The sequence below is a fragment of the Bacteroides sp. AM54-2NS genome, assembly GCF_003602935.1.
GTDB lineage: Bacteria > Bacteroidota > Bacteroidia > Bacteroidales > Bacteroidaceae > Bacteroides > Bacteroides xylanisolvens.
Genome location: NZ_QTMZ01000070.1, coordinates 1 through 20,482, shown reverse-complemented (window position 1 = coordinate 20,482; position 20,482 = coordinate 1). Strand labels below are relative to the sequence as shown.

12 protein-coding genes and 1 pseudogene are annotated in these 20,482 nt (G+C 39.3%); 1 reads left to right on the top strand and 12 read right to left on the bottom strand.

The features are described from left to right. Nucleotides 1-163 precede the first annotated feature (163 nt). The 6 genes and pseudogenes from DXA05_RS24125 to DXA05_RS24100 form a co-directional block, all read right to left on the bottom strand. Nucleotides 164-3,043, bottom strand: coding sequence for a PD-(D/E)XK nuclease family protein (locus DXA05_RS24125; protein WP_128859710.1), 2,880 nt, complete (start codon nucleotides 3,041-3,043; stop codon nucleotides 164-166). A gap of 29 nt (nucleotides 3,044-3,072) precedes the next feature. Further along, on the bottom strand, nucleotides 3,073-3,906 hold the full coding sequence (locus DXA05_RS24120; protein WP_008022190.1) for an energy transducer TonB: 834 nt from the start codon (nucleotides 3,904-3,906) through the stop codon (nucleotides 3,073-3,075). Continuing rightward, the gene (locus tag DXA05_RS24115; RefSeq protein WP_008022191.1) at nucleotides 3,899-4,516 is read right to left on the bottom strand and encodes a radical SAM protein; all 618 of its coding nucleotides are present in this window, start codon (nucleotides 4,514-4,516) and stop codon (nucleotides 3,899-3,901) included. The genes DXA05_RS24120 and DXA05_RS24115 overlap by 8 nt, the downstream gene beginning before the upstream one ends. Continuing rightward, nucleotides 4,513-7,681: pseudogene (locus DXA05_RS24110) on the bottom strand (UvrD-helicase domain-containing protein). Before DXA05_RS24110 ends, DXA05_RS24115 begins: the two are co-directional and overlap by 4 nt. A gap of 8 nt (nucleotides 7,682-7,689) precedes the next feature. After that, a complete protein-coding gene (locus DXA05_RS24105; RefSeq protein ID WP_004313620.1) occupies nucleotides 7,690-8,316 on the bottom strand; it encodes a YhcH/YjgK/YiaL family protein in 627 nt (208 codons plus the stop codon). Then, nucleotides 8,313-8,921, bottom strand: coding sequence for an RNA polymerase sigma-70 factor (locus tag DXA05_RS24100; RefSeq protein ID WP_004313621.1), 609 nt, complete (start codon nucleotides 8,919-8,921; stop codon nucleotides 8,313-8,315). The genes DXA05_RS24105 and DXA05_RS24100 overlap by 4 nt, the downstream gene beginning before the upstream one ends. A 163-nt stretch (nucleotides 8,922-9,084) precedes the next feature. Here DXA05_RS24100 and DXA05_RS24095 point away from each other — a divergent pair, with 163 nt between their 5' ends. After that, nucleotides 9,085-10,077 (top strand): FecR domain-containing protein, encoded by a 993-nt coding sequence (locus DXA05_RS24095; protein WP_055235088.1) that lies wholly within the window; start codon nucleotides 9,085-9,087, stop codon nucleotides 10,075-10,077. Between the two features lie 664 nt (nucleotides 10,078-10,741). Here DXA05_RS24095 and DXA05_RS24090 read toward each other — a convergent pair. The 6 genes from DXA05_RS24090 to DXA05_RS24060 all read right to left on the bottom strand — a co-directional run bounded on the left by DXA05_RS24090 (nucleotide 10,742) and on the right by DXA05_RS24060 (nucleotide 20,327). Then, complete coding sequence (locus tag DXA05_RS24090; RefSeq protein WP_055235087.1) at nucleotides 10,742-11,695, bottom strand: DUF4999 domain-containing protein; 954 nt, start codon at nucleotides 11,693-11,695, stop codon at nucleotides 10,742-10,744. Between the two features lie 23 nt (nucleotides 11,696-11,718). Beyond that, nucleotides 11,719-12,918 (bottom strand): DUF1735 and LamG domain-containing protein, encoded by a 1,200-nt coding sequence (locus DXA05_RS24085; protein WP_004300461.1) that lies wholly within the window; start codon nucleotides 12,916-12,918, stop codon nucleotides 11,719-11,721. 8 nt (nucleotides 12,919-12,926) lie between these two features. Further along, nucleotides 12,927-14,066, bottom strand: coding sequence for a glycoside hydrolase family 18 (locus DXA05_RS24080; protein WP_004306244.1), 1,140 nt, complete (start codon nucleotides 14,064-14,066; stop codon nucleotides 12,927-12,929). A 27-nt stretch (nucleotides 14,067-14,093) separates the two neighbouring features. Then, a complete protein-coding gene (locus DXA05_RS24075) occupies nucleotides 14,094-15,644 on the bottom strand; it encodes a SusD/RagB family nutrient-binding outer membrane lipoprotein (protein WP_128859709.1) in 1,551 nt (516 codons plus the stop codon). 17 nt (nucleotides 15,645-15,661) lie between these two features. Next, a complete protein-coding gene (locus tag DXA05_RS24070) occupies nucleotides 15,662-18,466 on the bottom strand; it encodes a SusC/RagA family TonB-linked outer membrane protein (RefSeq protein ID WP_128859708.1) in 2,805 nt (934 codons plus the stop codon). A gap of 625 nt (nucleotides 18,467-19,091) precedes the next feature. Next, nucleotides 19,092-20,327: a site-specific integrase gene (locus tag DXA05_RS24060; RefSeq protein WP_049702915.1), complete on the bottom strand. Its 1,236-nt coding sequence runs from the start codon at nucleotides 20,325-20,327 to the stop codon at nucleotides 19,092-19,094. Nucleotides 20,328-20,482: the final 155 nt, after the last annotated feature.

The following is a 20,482-nucleotide window of genomic DNA, read 5'->3' as shown; positions in this document are numbered from 1 at the left end:
TTGGCCGTCAAACCGTTTTTTGGGGGGGAATGCTTAAAGATACAAAAAAGGCAACTAACTCGCAATGAATTAGTTGCCTTAAATTTTATTATTTTAGGAATATCCCTAAGATAATTGGGAAAACCGTGATCCGTCTAATTCGTGCCTGAATTTTTAATTTAATCTATCGCTTGCAGATAGCTTTAAAATCGCAATACGAACACTTTTTAGTGTCCTCTGTCTGCGTGAAAGGCTCTTTTTCATTAAAGATCTCTTCTAATAATGCCTGTAAGCGTTCACGGAATTCATCTTCAAAAAAGGCGAAGTTGTTTACCGGTATTTTCGGTTTGCGGGGTTCTCCCATTTCAATAACAGGCGAATAGCTTTCCGATGCTGCCCGATGAATGTAGAGCAGGGCAGGAGCTACCATTAATGATTGCTTCCGGCTCATGATAGCGGCATACAGGAAAGTCTGGAAGATATAGTTCGGGCGTGTTTCCGATGGTGTAAACAGTTGCTCGATGTTGGCTGGAATCTTAGGGCTTCCTCCTGTTTTGTAGTCAACAATCCGCAGGGTACTTTCTTTAGCATCCATACGGTCGATTGTCCCACCCAGGCGGAGAGTGAACGGTCCTTGTCCCGTTTGTATGGTTATCTCTTCTGAAACCTTCTTTTCCATGGCGACCATTTCAAAAGGAGTATATTGAAGGTCGTTGCGGAGCAATTGTTTCAGATAGGAAACAATTACTTTGGAGTTGATAAGCTGTATGCCGTTATATTCGGGCTTTTCTTCGGGAGCGACCTTGAATAATTCTTCCTTGAAGGCTTGATCGACATAGCTTTGCAACTTTACTTCATTACGTAATAAGCGTTCAATATCTTCTTTCTGTATCATTTTTCCATTGGCAGTCAGATCGGTGTATGCCAATTGGGCAGAGAGATGGAAAATGGTTCCAAACAAAGCTGAATCAATTTCTGCACTGACTTCATCCGGTGTTTTTAATCCCGCTACGTAACGGTAATAGAATCTCAACCGGCAATCAAGATAAGCATTGAGGGCGGAAGGAGAGAGAATTACCGATGAAGGATTAGTGCTATCGTAAGTACGATAAATTTGTCTTAGTACTTCAGGTGTTTTTTCTATCTGTATCTCTTGGATGCTTTGCGGAGATTGTCCGGCTTCCAGATACTCACGAGTGATATCATGCGGACCTTCCACGAGTAATTGTAGCATGAAGCGGGACTCTTCTCCACGGTTGAGACCGTCCGAGGAAGTATTGTAGAGCAGAGTGATATTTTCTGCCCGCTGTATCAGGCGATAGAAGTAGTAGGCATACACTGCATTCTTATGTTCGATAGTGGTCATGCCAAAAGCTTTCCGGAGGTTATAGGGAATAAAAGAAGATTCTCCTCCGGATTTGGGGAGTTGTCCTTCGTTGAGAGATAATATGATGAGATTCCGGAAGTCCAGATTACGTGTTTCCAATACTCCCATGACTTGCATTCCGATAGCGGGTTCTCCATGAAAAGGAATATTGGAAGCTGTCAATACTTTGGTTATCAGTCGTTTCAGAGTGTCGGTGCGTATACTTAGTTCTCCGCTTTCAATCAAACTGTAGAGACGGTTGATTTTGGTGTGGCTTTGGAAGAGGGATTCTCTATAAAGTTGATTGAAAATATCATTGTATTCCCCTTCTTTGCGATAAATGGTTGAAATATCTTTGATTAATTCAATCAGATAATCGCATAGCTCTTTAATGCCATTACGGGGAGTGAAGAGGGTAGCCAGGAAATCATCTTGCTTCAGTTCCGATGGAAGTGGATAGAAGCGGTTTGTTTTGGTTAGTTCGCGTTCCAGTGGACCGGCATGGGATGAGATTTGCTGGGTATAGGGATGTTTCAATATGGCTGATACCGCCTCGTAAGTGAATCGGCCGGTATCGGAGCGGTAACCGTTGGTTTGTAGCTCCATAGCGGCATTGATAAAACTATAAACAGGAGTTTGAGCCAATGGGAATCCCATGGTGATATTGACATTCTTCACTTCCTGCGGAATGGAATGAAGTACAGGGAGCAGCAGGGCTTCATTACAAAGTACTACGGCATTTTCTTTTTCCTTTTCTTCAGCGATTTGTGAATGATTGTCCGTAATCATTTTGATCCATTCGGGGAGGAAACGGGCTTGTGCATTCTCGGTGGAAGCGGAAATATAACGTATTTTTTTCGGTTCTTTGAAAGTATCGAAAAAGCTTTCCGGGAGTTCGTTCGGAAATTCCCCCAGATTACGTTTCAGAAATTCTCCGGCTTCATGTTTTCTGATTTGTTGGGTGTAGAAAATATCGTAGTCCCAATAAAAGAGTGCTTTGCCTGCATCTTTCAGTTTTCTGAAAAATTCGTTTTCTACTTTGTTCAGTACATTGAAACCGACAAATATGTATTTGTCGTATTTGAGTTGATCGGTATTGAGTTGCTCAATCACATTCCGGTAGAGCATGCCCTCGTATGCGATGCCTAGTTCTGTCAGGTTTTCCCGGTAACGATGGTAGATAGTGCCTAGTTTGTCCCAAAGGGAAATAAATTTCTCTTTGAGTGCGGTTCGTCTTTCAATGGAGAAATTCTGAAAAAACTGTTGAATGGCTTCTTCCTGTTCTTTGTCGAGGAATTCATAGTCGTCCATCAGGTTTTTCAGATCTTGCAGATTACTGAATAGTTTGTCGGCATCAACCATATTCTTATCCACATCATCAAAATCACTAATCAACAACTCTCCCCAGAAGTAGAAATCATCCAATGTTTCCTGACTCTGTGTTTCCTCTTTGAATACTTTATAAAGCTCACAAACCAATCGAATAGGGTCACCGCTTTTTTGTACTGATAGTTTCTGAAACAGGTCGCTGATACTCATGGCGGCTGGTGACCAGATCGGTTGATCGGATTCTCCTGCCAAATATTCATTGAAAAACAAGTTAGCACGTTTATTGGGGAAAATGAGTGCTGTACGTGACAGGTCATTTCCTATTTTGGCATATAAATCGTGAGCGACTAGTTGGAGAAATGATTGCATATTGATTAAGTTTTTTCTAATTCATATATTTATTGTGCCCGGAACATAACTGGAACGGTGAAATAAACGGCTACTTTAGTACCATCTTCCAGTTCTCCCGGCTTCCATTTGGGCATTTGGTTGATGATGCGCAATGCTTCTTTATCCAAGTAAGGATCTACGCTGCGTACAACTTTGGGGTTGACTACATTTCCTTCCTTATCAACAACAAACCGGATAATAACACGTCCCTGTGGTCCCATCTCTCCTTGAGCGACTGTCGGATACTTTATTTTTTTTCCAAGGAATTGTATTAATGCTTGTTGACCTCCCGGGAATTCCGGCATAACCGGAGCTACTTCCAGTGTATCACTAGCCGACAGTGAAGTATTTGATATATCGGGGGCAACAAATCCAACTACTACAGGTGGTTCTTCACAAATATCTCCTTCTAGCACATCATCGGGTGTTGGCGCTGGTGGCGGGGGAGGTGGTGCATCTTTTATGGAGGCAATGATGGTGTCTTCTGCCGGAGTGGGGACAGGCTCTCCCATAATGAGATTTTCATAGGAAGTTGTATCACTAGACACTTCTTTATTCATTCCTTTATTAGCCGAATTAGTGCATGAAGTCATTGGAGTCATGGCTATCAGCCCTGCAGATATGCCTAATACTGTGATTGCTTTTCCCGCTATCTGTTTTCGTTCAAGCTGCTGCTCCAAATAACGAACTTCCGCTTCGCATTTGGGACAAGTGCCCAAACAGTCTCCCTGATACTGACATTCAGAGGTGATGAATTCAATATCATTCGCTTCAGCTATCTGCCGACGAATCTCTTTTAAAATTTTGCAAGTTTGTTTTCCTCGTACCATGTCATTAATCATTAGGGGTTTTATAAGTGAACCGGTCGAACTGGGTAATTCCCATTTCTTTCAGAAGTTCTATGCTTTGGTCAATATCCTTCTCCGTATTATAGGAGGGGATGAGTGGTGTCCGAATAACGATTTGCTTGGTTTTGTCTTGCCCGATTAAATACCGTAAATTACCTAAGACGTTTTCATTATTCTTTCCGGTATATCGCTGATAGATGTCATTATTCATATCTTTGATGTCGATTATGTAATTATCTATAATAGAAATCAGTTCTTCTACATTCTGTTGCGGAACATTGAGAGAGGTTTCGACAGTGATTCTCCATTCCGGGCCACAGAGTTGGCGGAATTGCCTGATAAATTCGCTTTGTAATAAAGGTTCTCCACCTCCAAATGTGACTCCGCCGCAACTCGCCAAAAAGTAAAGTTCATCTTTGCGTACTTCCTCGTAGAGCTGGTTACAATTATAGCTCTCCCAAACACCGTTAGGCTGCAAAGATGTCGGGTTGAGACAGTATTTGCAACGCAATGGGCAGCCGTGAAATGCAACTAGTGTTGTAACTCCTTCACCGTCAATTGTTAGTCGATGGCGGGCGATGCCGATGAGGGGAACTGCTTTCATACTTTTTCTATTTTTTCTTCATCCACATACCACAAGTAACCGGTGATATTCTTATATCCCATCTTGGTAAGTAGCTGCATGTAGCCTTTTACCTGTTTATTATATTTAGGGTTTTCCTTACCAAATTTGAAATCAACTACAACAACCTGGTTGTCTTTCATCATTACGCGGTCCGGGCGACGGGTTTGCAGCACTCCTTTTTCTTTATAGATAATGGCACACTCATTAAATAATGTCCACTTCCCGGAATACCAATCTTGAATTTCAGGAGAAGAAAAAGCTTTCGTTGCAACTTCGCGGGCTACTTTTTCTTTCTCATCATTTCTGATCACTCCTTCAAAAATAAGTCGTTCGATGGCCGGATCTATATCTTCTGCTGTTTCGATAACAGAAAACAGGGTGTGTAACATACGCCCGCGGTTGATAAAGCGGTCGTCCGAGTCTTCTTCCTCAATTCCCTGGATGAAGTCCGCTGAACGGTTGGACTGACGAAACTCAATATCATGGCGCATGGATTCCATCCGGATAGGGAGCTTTTCCGGTTTCTGGGTTAGCTTGTTGGTCGATGTCTTTGTTCTTTCTTTTTCTGACGGACATAGTTGTCCTTGTTCGTAACAGTCTTCTTCCCAATCAATACCTTCTTCCTTAGCTACGATTGGGAGAGTGTTTGCCAACAGTTCGGACATGGTACCTTTTTGATTTTTTCTGCTCCAGATAATAAGGTTTTTTCCTGCACGGGTAAAAGCAACGTATAACAGATTGAGGTTATCTACCAAAGTTGGAGACGCTCTTGCAGGTAGTCGTTTCCATAAATAGATTCTGCCATTTGGGTGGAGTAGTTGATAGGGAGAATATCCAACGCGTCGAATGGTGCTACTTGCGGGGTACACCATACAAGTTGGTTATTGGTCTCATTCTCCAGTTTCCAGTCGCAGAAAGGGAGGAGCACGGTATGGAATTCCAATCCTTTGGATTTGTGTATGGAGAAAATCCGGATTCCTTCTACTTCTCCGCTTGGAATTGTTTTACTGCATAATGTTTCATTCCAATACCGGATGAATCCGTCGAGTTCGGAAGAGTTACTTTGTAGATAGTCAGTGACAGCATCGAAGAATGCGAATAAGTAGGCATCCTGGTCTTTGATAAGATTCATCTCGAATATACTGAAAAGCTCTTCCAATAGCTCATAGAGAGGCATTAGCCTTAATTCTTTTATCTTTTCAAGAAAAGCGGCGGGAAGATAATTCTCGGCAGGGAGGAGTAGGAGGGTATTCCAATCCAATCCTTTTTGTAAAACTTCGTTTTGATAGGCTATGGCCAGCTGGGCACGTGCTATTTTATTGTTTTCGTCGGAAAGAAATCGCAAGGCGTCCAGCATCATACAAATGGCAAGAGAGGCGTCAAGGCGAAAGGCTTCGTCTGATACCACTTTGTAGTGTAGCTCCTTATCAAAGTAATCGGCAATACGGGGAATACTTTTATTTTTTCGTACTAAGATGGCGATGTCATTAAGCTGTACTCCGGAGGCGAGGAGGTTTTCCACTTCTGCTCCCAGGCTAATAAGTGTCTGCTCGGTATAGTCATGTTCTTCGTCGGGTTCGAGAAAAGAGACTTTAACGTATCCTTTTTCTGTACTTCGGGGAGATTCCTGCACAACGTCGGCATAGGCTTTCTGCAAATCCTCACAATCTTTGCCTAATTGCTGTTTATACACTCCGTTCAGATAGTTGGCAGCAGCTGTGAAGATTCGATTGTTAAACCGGATGACATTCGTTTCACTTCTCCGATTGGTGGCTAACGTCTTGACGCGGATCGGGAAATGCTCGATGTGGTCATTCAGGCTGTTGAGAATTCCCCAATCACCATTCCGCCAACGATAAATGGACTGTTTGACGTCTCCTACAATCAAACTGTCTGCTCCTTGAGACAGCCCTTCGAGCAAAAGCAGTTTGAAGTTGCCCCATTGCATTCGGCTGGTATCCTGAAACTCGTCTATCATGACATTATGGATATTTGTCCCTATCTTTTCGAATACAAAAGAGGAGTCACCGTCTTTCACCAGTTGGTGAAGCAGGGCGTTCGTGTCTGACAACAGAAAACGGTTGTTGTCGTGGTTCAACTGACGTACTTCTTCGTCGATATTGGCGAGAAGTTGCACTTTATTGAGATGTTGCAAGGATAACCGGCAACTATTCAGTAACAAATTATTCTTGGAACGCAACTTTTCAGCATCTTCCAGAATTTGTATAAGGCTGGAATTAGCCAGGTTGATGATATCCGCATAACGGGGAGAAGTCTTGGTTGCCCAATTTTTGGCATCTTCCAGACATTTCTCTACTGTGGCATTACGGATATCATTGCTTAAAACGCCATTATTCAGTTACGGAAATAACTTCCGATTCCCCGTGAACCGTTTTTCAGATCATCAGCAGTTAATGCGTGACCATCTAGTTCTCCTTCGAATTGGTCGTAGAATCCTTTCATTTGCTCCAGTATTTCCGTTTCCAGAGCTTTCAGTTGTTTGCGGTATTCTTTGATGGTGTTCGGATTACGCAGTCGTTGCCGAAGTCCTTCTCCTTTTTCAATATAGCCTTCATCGAAAATATTGCGTCCGAAACTTTTAACTTCGTCTGATACATTCCATCGTTTATCATCGGCAATTCGTTCGTTGATATAGTCTAATAACCATGCGAGGACAGGGGAAGTGGGACCTAACTTCTCGATCATACTATCTACGGCGTCACTAAGAACTTCGGTATTGTTTAACTCGATATTCAGATTCGGGCTAAGTTCCAGTTCCCGTGCGAGATTACGCATGACAGATTGGAAAAATGAGTCAATAGTCTCTACCCTGAACCGGCTGTAATCATGCAGCATATAGTTAAGGGCGACACCTGCCGCTTCCCGTATCTCCTGTTCGGTTTTTCCAGTCTCTTCTTTGATACGGTTGAGATAGGCTTCCGAATCTTTATCACCTATCTGTATGCCGAAAAGCTGACTAAGAATACGTTCCTTCATTTCTGCTGTTGCCTTATTGGTAAAGGTTACAGCGAGAATTTGCCGGTAGGCACGGGGATTGAAAATTAATAGTTTGATGTATTCCACGGCCAGGGTAAATGTTTTACCCGAACCTGCAGAGGCTTTATAGACTAAAAGTTCACTCATGTTTTTGTTTAAGGGATATATTCGATTTTAGCAACGATTACTCGTATCTCTTCCGGTTCTTTCCCGGCTTTTACTAATGCCTGATGGAAGTTTTTAGGGAAGAACATGAAGAATGTGTCCGGAGTGGAATCTACATATTTTATTTTTTTGGCTTTGTAGAAAGTAACATCCGGTTTATATTCGGTGATAGGCTCCGCATATTCGGCTGAAGTAATTCCGAAACGTTCGGTACCTTTTACTACATATTGCAAATCGATGCCGTGGCGGTGTGCTTCAATTTTACGTTTACTGACATCTTGTGTTGTTGCATCCTGCACATTGATGTAGCAATGTTCACCATCTACTTCGTATCGTCCGGCAGGCATATTTACGAGGTCGTGGGTAGCTAGCCATTGGAAAGTCTTGTCCCACACTTTCTTGTTCTTGTGATATTGTGAGGCAAACTCCTGATAATCGGTTGTCTTATGAGGCATTGCCTTCAGCCCGTTCGCCCATTCTTGTTTCTGTGTCCATTGGCGGGCTTGTTTAAGAGTCCAGTTGTCAGCAGATTCTTGTGAATATACATTTTCTGTGAAGAAGAAAAGAAAAAGTCCGATAAACAGGCTTGAACTACTAAATACGAAGTTTGATTTCATGATTGTTCGAAAAAATTAGGTCCGAAAATAAGTATGAATAAAGGTAGATAGTCTTTTAAAGCTACTCGTAATAGCTTTAAAGCTTGTCCAATTCTGTAATTAATCGTTTGTGGAGATACATTCAGTTTCTCGGCAATTTCTTTATGCGTCAGATGTTGATTACGGTTCATCTCGTAGGCTTCGAGATATTCTTTCGGAAGTCTTTTTAATGCTTCTTCATATAGACGGAAAAGCTCATCACTCAAATAGAAGTCCGGGTTATTGAGCTCACTATCATATTTATCAACGATTTCCTGATGTACTTTTCGTTTAATCTCAAAATGGGAAAGACGGTTGAGGGCTTTGTTCTTGACAATCGTAAAAAGAAGAGTTTTGAGTGTCAGATCTTCCATCAGAGTACAACGGTTTTCCCACAGCCACATCATTGTTTCCTGCACAATCTCCTCTATTTCTTCCTGCTCACTTACGTATTGAGAACAAAAAGCACATAGCCTACGGAAATAATGTCTGTAGACGACGTCAAAAACTTTTTCTTCTCCTGCTTTTAGGGCAGTAATAACGGACTTATTATTATTAATATCCAAATATATCGGAGATTGTGACATTCTCTTTTAATTTATGTAAGACAAAAATAATGAAAGAAGTAGATAAATGAAATAAAAATGCGAGAAAAAATATTTTTTTCTTTTTTCGTTTAGTATATTTGTACTCACAACTGTATTACTACAAAGGTTTTATAGTTTTTTTATTGTAAAAGGTCAAATGAGCATGGATGAAACTATCTTGTTGAATTATCTGCAGGGTGAATGTAATGATGAAGAAGCTGCCCGGGTGGAAACTTGGTGCGAGGAAGAACCGGGGAATCGGAAAACTTTAGAGCAACTTTATTATACTCTTTTTGTAGGTGAACGTATAGCGGTGATGAATGCTGTAGATACAGAGGCGTCATTAGATAAATTTAAGTCGGCTATCAGAGAAAAGGAGAGAAATACTAAACAGAAAAATATCTCAATCCGTTGGGGGCGTTATGCTACTGTGGCTGCTGCTTTTCTTACCGGACTTGTTTTTGCCGGTGGAATTGCCTGGGGATTACTTTCCAATAAACTTTCAGATTATGAGGTGATAACTGCTGCCGGACAGAGAGCACAGACTGTACTGCCGGATGGTAGTAGGGTATGGCTGAATGCATCTTCTAAATTAGTTTATCATAATTCTTTCTGGAGTTCGGATCGCCAAATCGATTTGTCGGGTGAAGCTTATTTCGAGGTTTCCCATGATAAACATGCTCCATTTATCGTAAACAGTAAACAAATCAAGACTTGTGTGCTTGGTACGAAATTTAATGTGCGTGCGCGTGAAGAAGAGAATAGGGTAGTGACTACCTTGCTTCAAGGTTTGGTGCGGGTGGATTCTCCACGAACGGAAGAGAATGGCTATTTACTGAAACCGGGACAGACATTGAATGTGAATACGGATACTTATCAGGCAGAGTTGATTGAATATAACCAGCCTACGGATGTGCTCCTGTGGATGAAAGGTAAGTTGGAATTCAAACAACATTCTTTATTGGAAATAACCAATATTATGGAGAAGTTGTATGATATTAAATTTATCTATAAGGATGATGCTTTGAAATCAGAACGGTTTACCGGTGAATTCTCTACTGATAGCACTGCTGATGAAATATTGAATGTTTTGATGCATACAAATCATTTTTCTTATAAGAAAGACGGACGGATTATTCGGGTGATGAAGAAATAAGATATAAACATAAGTCTTTTTACAGGGGGATTCTTAACTCATTAAGAATCCCCCTTTCCTTTATGGCTTTCTTAGATCATTAGAGAAACAAGTGTTTGATCGAAAATTTTGTTTTGGTGCAGTTTTGAACAAACTTCACGTGATGAGCCCATCTAAATAGAATTAGTTAAAAACCGCATTCAGCTTTCAGTCTACTTAAAAAGTTCCTTTTCATCGGTGCTTTTGGCTGAACGCGAACCTGAAAACAAAAAGGAGATGTAAATAGTCTCTTTTTTAGAGTCTCTATTTACCTTCAATAGAGCCGCTGTTTGAGTGAAACATAGCCTTCGTTTTATGCGAATAGAGACTCTGATTTACTAACCCGGCATGTCGACGACTTTAACCCGACATGTCAATGTCGCTCTTTATCAAGGCGTTTACGAACAAGACTGAAACGGCTGAAACCGGATGATAGCGTAAAGATTCAGTAGGAGAAATTTAATTCAAAACCATAAGTCATAAGAAAGATGTACGAAGATGAACTAACAAGTAGAGATCTGGAGTATTCTTTTGGGAGATAGATTGATAGTCTGGAAGTATGTTTGTGAAGTATGTTTCTAAAATAGAGGGTAATCCATTGGATTACCCTCTATTTTATCATTTCTATGTTACCTATTCATTATGTTTATTCACTTTTGGGTTCGTAAACATTAAATTCTGTAACATCCGTACGACCGTTTGTAGAGATAGTGATAATCTGATATTTTAGATATCGCGTAGTAATAGGAGAGATGAACGTGATGTTTTGTGTACTACTACCGGGTATTGCTAATGAACTTAATGATTTCCATGTCATACCATTTTCAGACTGTAATATTTCCACTTCTCTAGGAGCATATGCATTTCCCCAGTGATTCGTTTTGATGCCTGTTAAAACCTTAGTTTCTCCTAAATCAACGGTGAACCAGAAGCCTTTATTATTTAGAGCAACGTCAGTTCCAGTCTTGCCATCAATTAAATTATTAGGTGCGCCGTCTACTCCTTCTTCCACATTAACAATCCAACCTGCACGATTACTGATAAGTTGGCTATTGCTAGGAGTACCACTTTTTAGATTACAGTAGGCAGCTTTATTAATGATGACAGGTAAGATACTTAAATTACTGCTAATGACAGTGTTCTTATCATTGGTAGTTACATTACTGATTGATACACTGAAAGAGAAACTTGTTTTTTCCATGATACTGGCGAATATCGTTGGATCGACCGTTGCAGTGATTTCTTCAGAAGTCATCTGTCCTTCTTTGAGAGTAACCTGTGAGGAACTTAAAACGATCTGGCTTGCATCAAGCCCTTCTGTTTCACTTTTTGCACTTAATGCGATAACCATATCTGTAGAGACTGCTTTCTGTGTTTTTACAGTAAAAGCCATCTTAATTTCATCTCCTCCGATTCCATTCGCATCATGAGTCAGATTGAACTTTTTTACATTCCCCGATAAATAGTCATTTCTCTGTAGAGACACATACGTAGCATTCCACTCGTTAAAAACTTCTTCATCATCGCTACAGGACGAAATGAACGGGACAAACAAGCCGAGTAGGGCTGCTATTGATAGTGATTGAAATATATTTTTCATATGTACATACGATTAAATTATTACTATTTCCATTCGGTAGATTTATCTGTAGATAAAATACCGTCAATCCAGGTAGGAGTAGCAGAAGTAGTCAATGTATGACCTTTGCCGGTTGCATCTTCGAATACATTGCCTTGTCCTTCATTGAATCGCCAATAAGCTTCCAAACCTACAGATTTAGGGCTAACTTGAGTCATGTTATTCTGAATTTGAGAAGCGGAACGAACTACAGACCAGATACGTGCTTCACTCATCAAAATTTTACAGTTTCCCCATCTACTATAAGAATCATCACCTAAGCAGAACCAATTTACATCAGAGAAAGTTGTTGCTCCTGTTGGTATACTCAACACACCCGAATCAACTCCGTTTATGTAAAGTCGATAGTTGGAACCATCACAGACCAATGCTAAATGTTGCCATTCGTTTGGCTTGAAAGAATTACTTGGATTCAAATAAAGCCGGTTACGTCCTACAATCTGTACTAATGAATGTGCCTTATAATTTTCATTGTCACTTTGAGGATCCTCAAAACGTAAAAGGATGAAGTTTGCATCATCTCCTCCGTTCTTAAATACTGCACGGTCACGGTCAGCTGTGTTGGCTACCTGAAAACGAACCTCTATCGTATATTGTGAATACGTTTCGGGAGATTCTGTGAATTTATTAGCTTTTAAACTAGGAGCGCCAACAAACATTGGAGCTGAAAATTCGATAATACTTTCTGCCAAAATAACAAAGGTTCCGGTATTTTCCATCGGTGAAATACTTCCATCTTGCAATACTAGTTTTACAGGCAGTGCATATGATTCTCCCGATTTCATCATTTCCTGACTGAAAGCTTTCAAAGCGATGGAGAGGGCATCGGCTGCATATTGTCCTGCTTTTACAGTAATCGTTTCCGGCAACGTATAATAATCTTTGGGCAACATTATATATCCGGTTCCATTAATATGGTTATAAGTGTCCAGTACTGATTGATCTGTAACCAATTTATAATGATTGTCTGTAGAAGAAAGATTACTAAGATGCACATTTAGGGTAGTAAAACTTTCTCCAGTAGCCTGTACGGTCACTTTTTGACTTGTACTGGAAAGAGCTTCTTCAATATAAGCATGTGTATCTAAAGTATCGTATTTTGCATCTCCACAACTTACTATACTTCCTAAGCCTGTTATGACTGCGGAGAAGCATAAAATTTTTATATAATTCATACGTTTCATAGTTTACATTAATTTTTAAGTAATGAATGTGATGACGGGTTCATAATTTGAATAGCACGGCGTATATTTTTATATTCTGGTGAAGTACCATACTCTGCTTCCATATGATAGGTTCCTGCACCACCTTTACGGAATCCGTTACTTGGTTGCCAGCGTGCCATTCCTTCGAGAGATTTCATTTTGTTACCATAACGATCAGTGTAATCATATCCACCGTCCATAGCAGCATCAGTAGCCTCGAAATTCTCGGTCATGATGGTCATCTTCGTGATTTGTTCTTCAGACATGACACTGCTATACGTCTGAACAAGTCCTGCACCTGCTACGCCGCCTGTGATAAGACGTTTATCGAGTTTAGAATCACTGCCAGGACTACTATTATTGTAAGCCTGAATGATAAAATAGTCAAAATATAACCCGACTTCAGGTCTACCTGTTATGCTCTGTGGTTCGCCATCGATAACTAATAATTTACCTGTTCCTGATTTCGGACCGAAATATTTGCCTAGTTCATCAACAAATGCAAACATTCTATCGTCTTCGTCTACGATATTACCGGGGTTGCCGAAATTAGGTTCATAATCGATATCAAAGCCGTCGTAACCATATTTGTTTACTGTATCGGCAATGGCGCTTGCATATTTGCGAATGGATGCTTCTATTGCTTCCTTATTTGATTCATCGGAAGGCCATCCCCAAAAATCATTCACAGCTTCTTTTTCGGATGAAAATCCCATATTTTCCCAATTTTCACGAATATTCTGCGGAGTAATTTGATCGCCTACACTTCTGATAATAAAACACATGGTAAAACGAGTTCCTTTAACTTGTTGGCAAAATTGCAGATCTTTTTTTTGAGCTTCTGTAATGTTCGACCAATTTCCCCAAATAGAAACAATATCTACACTATCAGGAATACCGGCTAAAGAGCTTTTCATATAGGCACCTTCACCACTCCAGCCACCAAACCAGCCAAAGGCAACTTGGTGATCTGTCTGCTTATAGGCACGCAAGGCCGCATAATATTCATCCGATACGATCGATTCGGGAAAAGTTTTTGCTTCCGACTCCGTCCAGTCACTGCAACCGATCAATGAGGTCGTTGCCAGTGATATGAGTACAATGTATAATAAATAAATTTTCTTCATAAAAGTCCTTTTTATGCATTATATAAATTAGTTCTTTTTAGCCCACTTTAAGTCAGTAGCTTCGTTATCAGCACCGCCTAGTTCTGCTACTCCCAGATCATAATTGGCTTTATTGTTTTGTGCCTCTGTATAAGGGAAGCTTAGACGACGCATACCGCGTTGGCTACTCACTCCACAATCTGATAGATTGTCGATACAAGGATAAAGTTCCGGATAACCTGTACGGCGATATTCAGCCCATGCTTCCAATCCTAATGGATAATTGGCGATCCATTTTTGAGTAATGACACGTTGGAAATTTTTTCCATTTACGTTGTCAGCCTCACTGTCATCCCACATCACACTCACTGTATTGGTAATTGTAGCAGTAGCATTTTGCACAGCATCACTTTCATGTGATACGACAGGAGCTTCGTCAATCTTCATGTATTCAGTGGCTGAAACCTGATATTGTTCCATTGACAAATTAATACCATCTTCATAATAGGCTTTTGCTGTTTTAGAACCGACATTCCAACCACGCAATTTTCCTTCTGCACGTAAAAACGCTGTCTCTGCAGCACAGAAAACCATTAATTTAGAAGTTGCCGTATATGCAGGAATAGAGAATCCTGCTGCATCTGCCTTTTTAAAATCGGCATCTCCAGTACGCATACCTACATATTTATCTGTTTTCCCGGCAAGGGTAGACTTATTAAAGAACTTCGGCATACGTGGATCGCCATATGCATTCATATAATCTACAATATTTGCATTCACACGCAGATCACCCCAACTTACAGCTGCCAGTTGATATGGATTACTCTGTGTGCCACAAGAAAGCATAGCATTATCCGAATTACTTTCAATCAATCCTGCTTTATGTGTTACTGCTGCTTCAGCTGCCTCTTGAGCAATGCCAGGCCATGTTCCGCTGATTCGCATAGCAACACGTAAACGCATTGAATTGGCTAGCTTAGCCCAACCTGAATAATCTCCATCGAAAACCGGGTCATTGGCACCTAATGGTGCGTTACCATTAGTCTCTACATAATAATTATAAAGAACGTCAGCAGCATTAGCTAAATCACTTAATATATTTGCATAAACTTGTTCCTGAGTATCATAAGAAACATAAAAATTACCTTTCTTTACTTGACTATAAGGCATCGGTCCATAACAGTCTGCTACACGAAGCATCGTTATTGCACGTATCATACACGCAAAAGCATAATAATGTCCCGTAGAATTAGTTGCTTCCTGTATTTGGAAAAAGTTTCCATATATTTTTTCAAACGGAGTGTTCCAGGGGGTAGCATTCCAGGCATCACTCTGATTGAATGTGCTGAAGTTTGTACCACTCCATGTGTTAGAACAGCATAGATAGCCGCCCAGCTGTCCCACCATCTGATCTTGCATTTGAGAGTCATTCTGTTGAATATTCACAATTGTTTCAATCATAGACTTCATCAAAGTCGCAGGGTCTGCATCATGAATTTGATATTGATTCGTATTATACTCCTCAAATTTATCGGTACAATTTCCTGCCAGTAACAACAGAGCGGCACCGACTGTGATATTTCTTAAATATTTTCTCATAACATTAGCTTTTTCTTTTAGAATTGAACTTTCACATTAAAACCGAAGTTACGCAAGCTAGGTTGCATAAAGTAGTCTACATTCATATAATAGTTACTGGAGGTAGAGGCAGACAATTCCGGGTCGAATGGGGCTTTACAATAAATCATCCATAAATTACGTCCTACAATACCCAAAGTAACATTCGCCACATTTTTAAACCATCTTTTAGGAAGTGTATAGTTTAGACTTAATTCCTGCAAACGTACATTGGTTGCACTATATAGATAATAACGACCGTAGCCACCTTCACCCGTACCAATAGTCTGGTAATACTTTTGGGCGTTAACTTTGCCGTTATTAATAGGTATACCACCATTATCACGAACCGTTGCAGATGTTTCGGATACTCCATAATAATCTAAAATACCTTGAGTAGCCGAATAAGCTAATCCGCCTACACGGGCTGATAATACAACTCCTAAATCAATTCCTTTATAAGTGAAATGATTGGTCCATCCGAGATTGAAATCAGCATCCAGATTACCTACTTTTACCGGAGTGTTTGATGAAGTGATACCCAGATTACCATTCTGATCGACTTTTATATTACCGTTATTGTCTTTTGTCAGTTGGTTGTATACATAGATATCAGTCATGGAACCTCCTTCTGTCAGGATGACGCGAGGAGCTACATTCTCTTTACCTAACCAACCCACATTCATTTCATCCATTTGGATAGCTTCTCCTGTCACGGGATTCACGCTACCGCTTGCCAGTCGTTTCACCTTGTTACGGTTTAGAGTGAAGGTTGCATTAGAAGACCATCCGAATCCTGCCCATTTATCACTGAATCCTAAAGCTAATTCAATACCCTGATTTTGCACGTTACCAGCTTGTACAATCGCTTGTTTATATCCGGAAGAAGAGGGGATATCTACCTTAAATGTTTGGTTCAGTGTGTTAGAACGATAGTAAGTAGCGTCTAAATTAAAACGATTTCCCCAGAATTTCAAGTTCAAACCGATTTCCCAGGATTTAGTCTTTTCAGGTTTCATATTGTCCATCGGATATACGGTCGGATTCGCCCAGTTATGTGTCTGGCTGTTGTATTCGTACCCCGGATTAGTAAGGAAACGATCGAAAGAAGAGGCTACCACTGTATACGAACCGCGTATTTTAGCATAAGAAATCACCTCTGGTAGTTTAACCATTTCTGATAATAAAGCCGATAAACCGACTGACGGATAAAAGAACGATTTTTGTTTGGAGAATGCGAGTTTTGAATCCCAGTCATTACGTCCGGTTACAGTTAGATACAGTTGATTTTTCCAACTTAATTCAGCACTGGCAAAAATACTTTGAATTTCATCTTCATATCCGGTAGGATCCGGTTTATAGTTGGCAGAGAAATTAATATTGTTGATCTGGAAGAAGTTGGGGATAACCAGGTCACCTGCAATATATAACTGATCCATTGAAGTATGATATATGGAAGCACCAACATTGGCTGTTAAATGAAAATCACCAAATGTTTTATCTATATTAGCCAGGAAATCGGCATATAAAGAACGTTCCTGACGCATGGCATCTTCAAAACCACCACTTACACCACAGAATGTTGTTAATGTAGAAGCTGATTTTTCGTTTTTATTCCGGTAGTCGGAATTGTCCAGATTGACGCGACCGACAACATTGAGCCAATCTGTAGCCTGCCATTTCAAAGAAGCGTTCATCATATAACGTTTCTTGTTGGAAGTACGGTTGATGCGATTTTGTATCCAATATGGATTTTGTAATGACAAACTTGCATCACCATAAGGCCAATATTGTTCCATATAGCCGTAGTTAGTATTATAACGTTCATACAAACGAATTTCGTCAAAGTTGTCTCCACGAGGGAATAGATACAGTGATGGGAGAGGGTTATAATACTGTCCTTGAGAAACCATGTTTTTGTTGTTCTGAACGATATATTGTGCACCGATATCCAGAGTAAGTTTATCATTCAGGAAATGGGTGGTATTACGTGCCGTAAAATTATAACGGTTATAGGAGTTATTCGGAAGAATTCCACCGGAGTTAGTTGTAGAAGCAGAAAGATAGGTCTGGTTTTTGGTATTTCCTGTAGATAATGCTACCGAATTGATAACATTGGATCCTGTTTCAAAGAAGTCAGATGGGTTATATCGACGGTTTGTCAATTCTCCCCAGCTGAATAATCCGGAACTTGTACCATAACGGTTCTGCATATCCGGCATAATATATGCTTTAGAGAAAGTAGTACTGTTGGATACTGTTATGGTAGTTTTCTCTGTTTGGCCTTTTTTAGTAGTAATTAAAACAACACCGTTTGCCGCAGCAGAACCATATAGTGCTGCCGCAGAAGGACCGGTCATCATACTAATACTAGCAATATCATCCGGATTTAAGTCAGCAACAGCATCTGATCCTCCCATCTCTCCAAATAATCCTTCGCCACCGCTTTTTCCTGTATTAAAAATAGGTACACCATCAATTACATACAATGCATTGTTATCTTTAGTCAGAGATTTCATACCACGCATAACAACACGTGTGGCACCACCAGCACCGGTTGCACCACTATTAATTTGAACACCGGCAACCTTTCCTGATAGTGAATTCATAAAATTGGCGTCCTTTACAGCTGTCAATTCGTCACCTTTTACCTCTTGTACATTATAACTTAACGCCTTAGTTGCACGCTTGATACCCAATGCAGTAACAACTACTTCGTCCAATACTTGCGTATCTTCTCCTAAAGTTACTTTTATAGGTTGTGCGTTGGCAAGCGTGATTGTTTGGGAGAAAATCAGTTTCATATACTTTTTCTAGATCCAATTCTTGTTAGATAAATAGATTAGATGTTCTATTTTTAAGATATCAGGCTAAATACAATTGAGCAAAATCAATGAATGAAAGAAAAAGTTAGTAAGATTGCACATGAATATGCAGTAATTAAATTGTTTTTATTCATATATGCGGTATGAATATTCGATAAAAGACGTTTTCTCAGGAATGTTCCACACCGAGAATCACTTCGTTTCTCGGTGTGGAACATTTTGATTCTTTAAATGGAACCTAACAAATCATTTAAAGAATAATAATAACTTGTTTTATAGTAGTTGTTTTCTTCTAGTTAGTGCCGATAATACAAAGAACGGAATCTTTTCATTTGATTAATATTGTCAATATTAGATACTATTCTATCACTACGCGGGCGATAAAAAGAATAATTTGCAATAATATTATCCTTTTTTTATTTGAATTACGTTTGGCTAAAGTGGAAATCCCTGCGGTTTTCAAAACACTCCTGATAACAAGATGCATATTCTAAATTATAGGTAATCTGAATATGCGTTTTTTAATATTATACTCACTTTTATCCTATATCAATTATTGGTCCATTTTTCATTGTACATACAATTTGCATGCAAATGTATTAATCTAGAGATTAAAGTTAGTCAATAATTGAGCATTCCTTATTCTTTCCTCTTTTTCAAAGTATGCTAAATAGTGCTCGGTTACAGATAAGTTAGAGTGTCCCAAGCTTTCAGAAATATATGAGGTTTTCGCACCTCCACGTTTTAATACTGTAGCAAAAGAATGCCTTGCCGTGTAAGTCGTCAACTGAAAAATTCCAATGTCTTGGGCTATTTTTTTAAGTCTTCTGTTACATTTGGTTATAATACGCCGTACCAATCTAATCTTTTCAAAGGCATCTTCAGATCCTCTAGCATATTTAAAAATATACGTTTGCGGGCTTAATCTTGGATTACCCCATTTTTGAATAATATTCCACATTTCAGGAGTAATGATTGCATGTATCTCTTTGTTATGTTTGGTAGTTCGAGATGTCTTAGAGCGTACAAAGCATATTTCTCCATCCATAATATTTGAATACTGAAGAAATAATAAATCCATAAAATTAATGCCATTACATAAATAAGAAAACACCCAGAGATCCCTAAATTCTTCTATATCTTTTGTTTCACATTGATAAGACATTACTTTTTTTATTTCAGAAAGAGTAAGTGCTAATTTACGTCCACACCCTTCAGAAATTTCATATTTATTCTTTCCAAAAGGAAAAGATGATTCTTTTATGATACCATCATGTACAGCACGATTTAAGACACACTTTAAAGCTCGGAAATAAATACTTATGCTTGAATAGCTTTTACCTTCTGATATCCAAAATTTTTCACAACGTTTAAGCCAATCAATTGTAATGTTTTCCAAAGGTATAGTGGAACCTCCGAAATCTTCTAAACTTTTTAAAGCACTTTGATAATTTAAGTAAGTGTTTGCTTGTTCATTGGCTTCCAGTTCTTTCATTTTTAAGCGAAAAGCACTGCGCAAAGTCATATCATTCATCTGCCTTCCTAACCTGGCGCTTAATGTTTCAATACTAAATTCTCCTTTTTGTATCAGTTCGTTAACTTGTTGCTTAATAGTTGAAAAACTACTCTCTATATCTGATCGAATTTCTGCCAATAACCGGCTTTTTACTTTTAATAACCTTGCCCAATCTTCTTTTGACAATTCTTTCCCAGTTGAGTAATATTTTTGCTTTCTTCTATATACCACTTGAACTTTAACAGGAAATTGTCCACTCTTTTTTGCTCTTCTGGTATCTAATATGGTTAAAACCGAAATTCCATCTTTTGAATATTTGAACATAAAATGAATATTTATATCTATACAATAGGTAAAGCATACATATATTGTATGCAAAATGTATGCAAATGTAATAAATCAGCCTGATTTTAATAAACGCATAAGCTTCTATTTATAAATATTTGAGTATTTATTTTTCAATTAGAAATCTACCTATT

What these genes read in the sequence shown, in the direction of transcription:
- DXA05_RS24125 (WP_128859710.1), bottom strand. Translation starts at nt 3,043, where the DNA reads ATGCAATCATTTCTCCAACTAGTCGCTCACGATTTATATGCCAAAATA.
- DXA05_RS24120 (WP_008022190.1), bottom strand. Translation starts at nt 3,906, where the DNA reads ATGATTAATGACATGGTACGAGGAAAACAAACTTGCAAAATTTTAAAA.
- DXA05_RS24115 (WP_008022191.1), bottom strand. Translation starts at nt 4,516, where the DNA reads ATGAAAGCAGTTCCCCTCATCGGCATCGCCCGCCATCGACTAACAATT.
- DXA05_RS24105 (WP_004313620.1), bottom strand. Translation starts at nt 8,316, where the DNA reads ATGAAATCAAACTTCGTATTTAGTAGTTCAAGCCTGTTTATCGGACTT.
- DXA05_RS24100 (WP_004313621.1), bottom strand. Translation starts at nt 8,921, where the DNA reads ATGTCACAATCTCCGATATATTTGGATATTAATAATAATAAGTCCGTT.
- DXA05_RS24095 (WP_055235088.1), top strand. Translation starts at nt 9,085, where the DNA reads ATGGATGAAACTATCTTGTTGAATTATCTGCAGGGTGAATGTAATGAT.
- DXA05_RS24090 (WP_055235087.1), bottom strand. Translation starts at nt 11,695, where the DNA reads ATGAAAAATATATTTCAATCACTATCAATAGCAGCCCTACTCGGCTTG.
- DXA05_RS24085 (WP_004300461.1), bottom strand. Translation starts at nt 12,918, where the DNA reads ATGAAACGTATGAATTATATAAAAATTTTATGCTTCTCCGCAGTCATA.
- DXA05_RS24080 (WP_004306244.1), bottom strand. Translation starts at nt 14,066, where the DNA reads ATGAAGAAAATTTATTTATTATACATTGTACTCATATCACTGGCAACG.
- DXA05_RS24075 (WP_128859709.1), bottom strand. Translation starts at nt 15,644, where the DNA reads ATGAGAAAATATTTAAGAAATATCACAGTCGGTGCCGCTCTGTTGTTA.
- DXA05_RS24070 (WP_128859708.1), bottom strand. Translation starts at nt 18,466, where the DNA reads ATGAAACTGATTTTCTCCCAAACAATCACGCTTGCCAACGCACAACCT.
- DXA05_RS24060 (WP_049702915.1), bottom strand. Translation starts at nt 20,327, where the DNA reads ATGTTCAAATATTCAAAAGATGGAATTTCGGTTTTAACCATATTAGAT.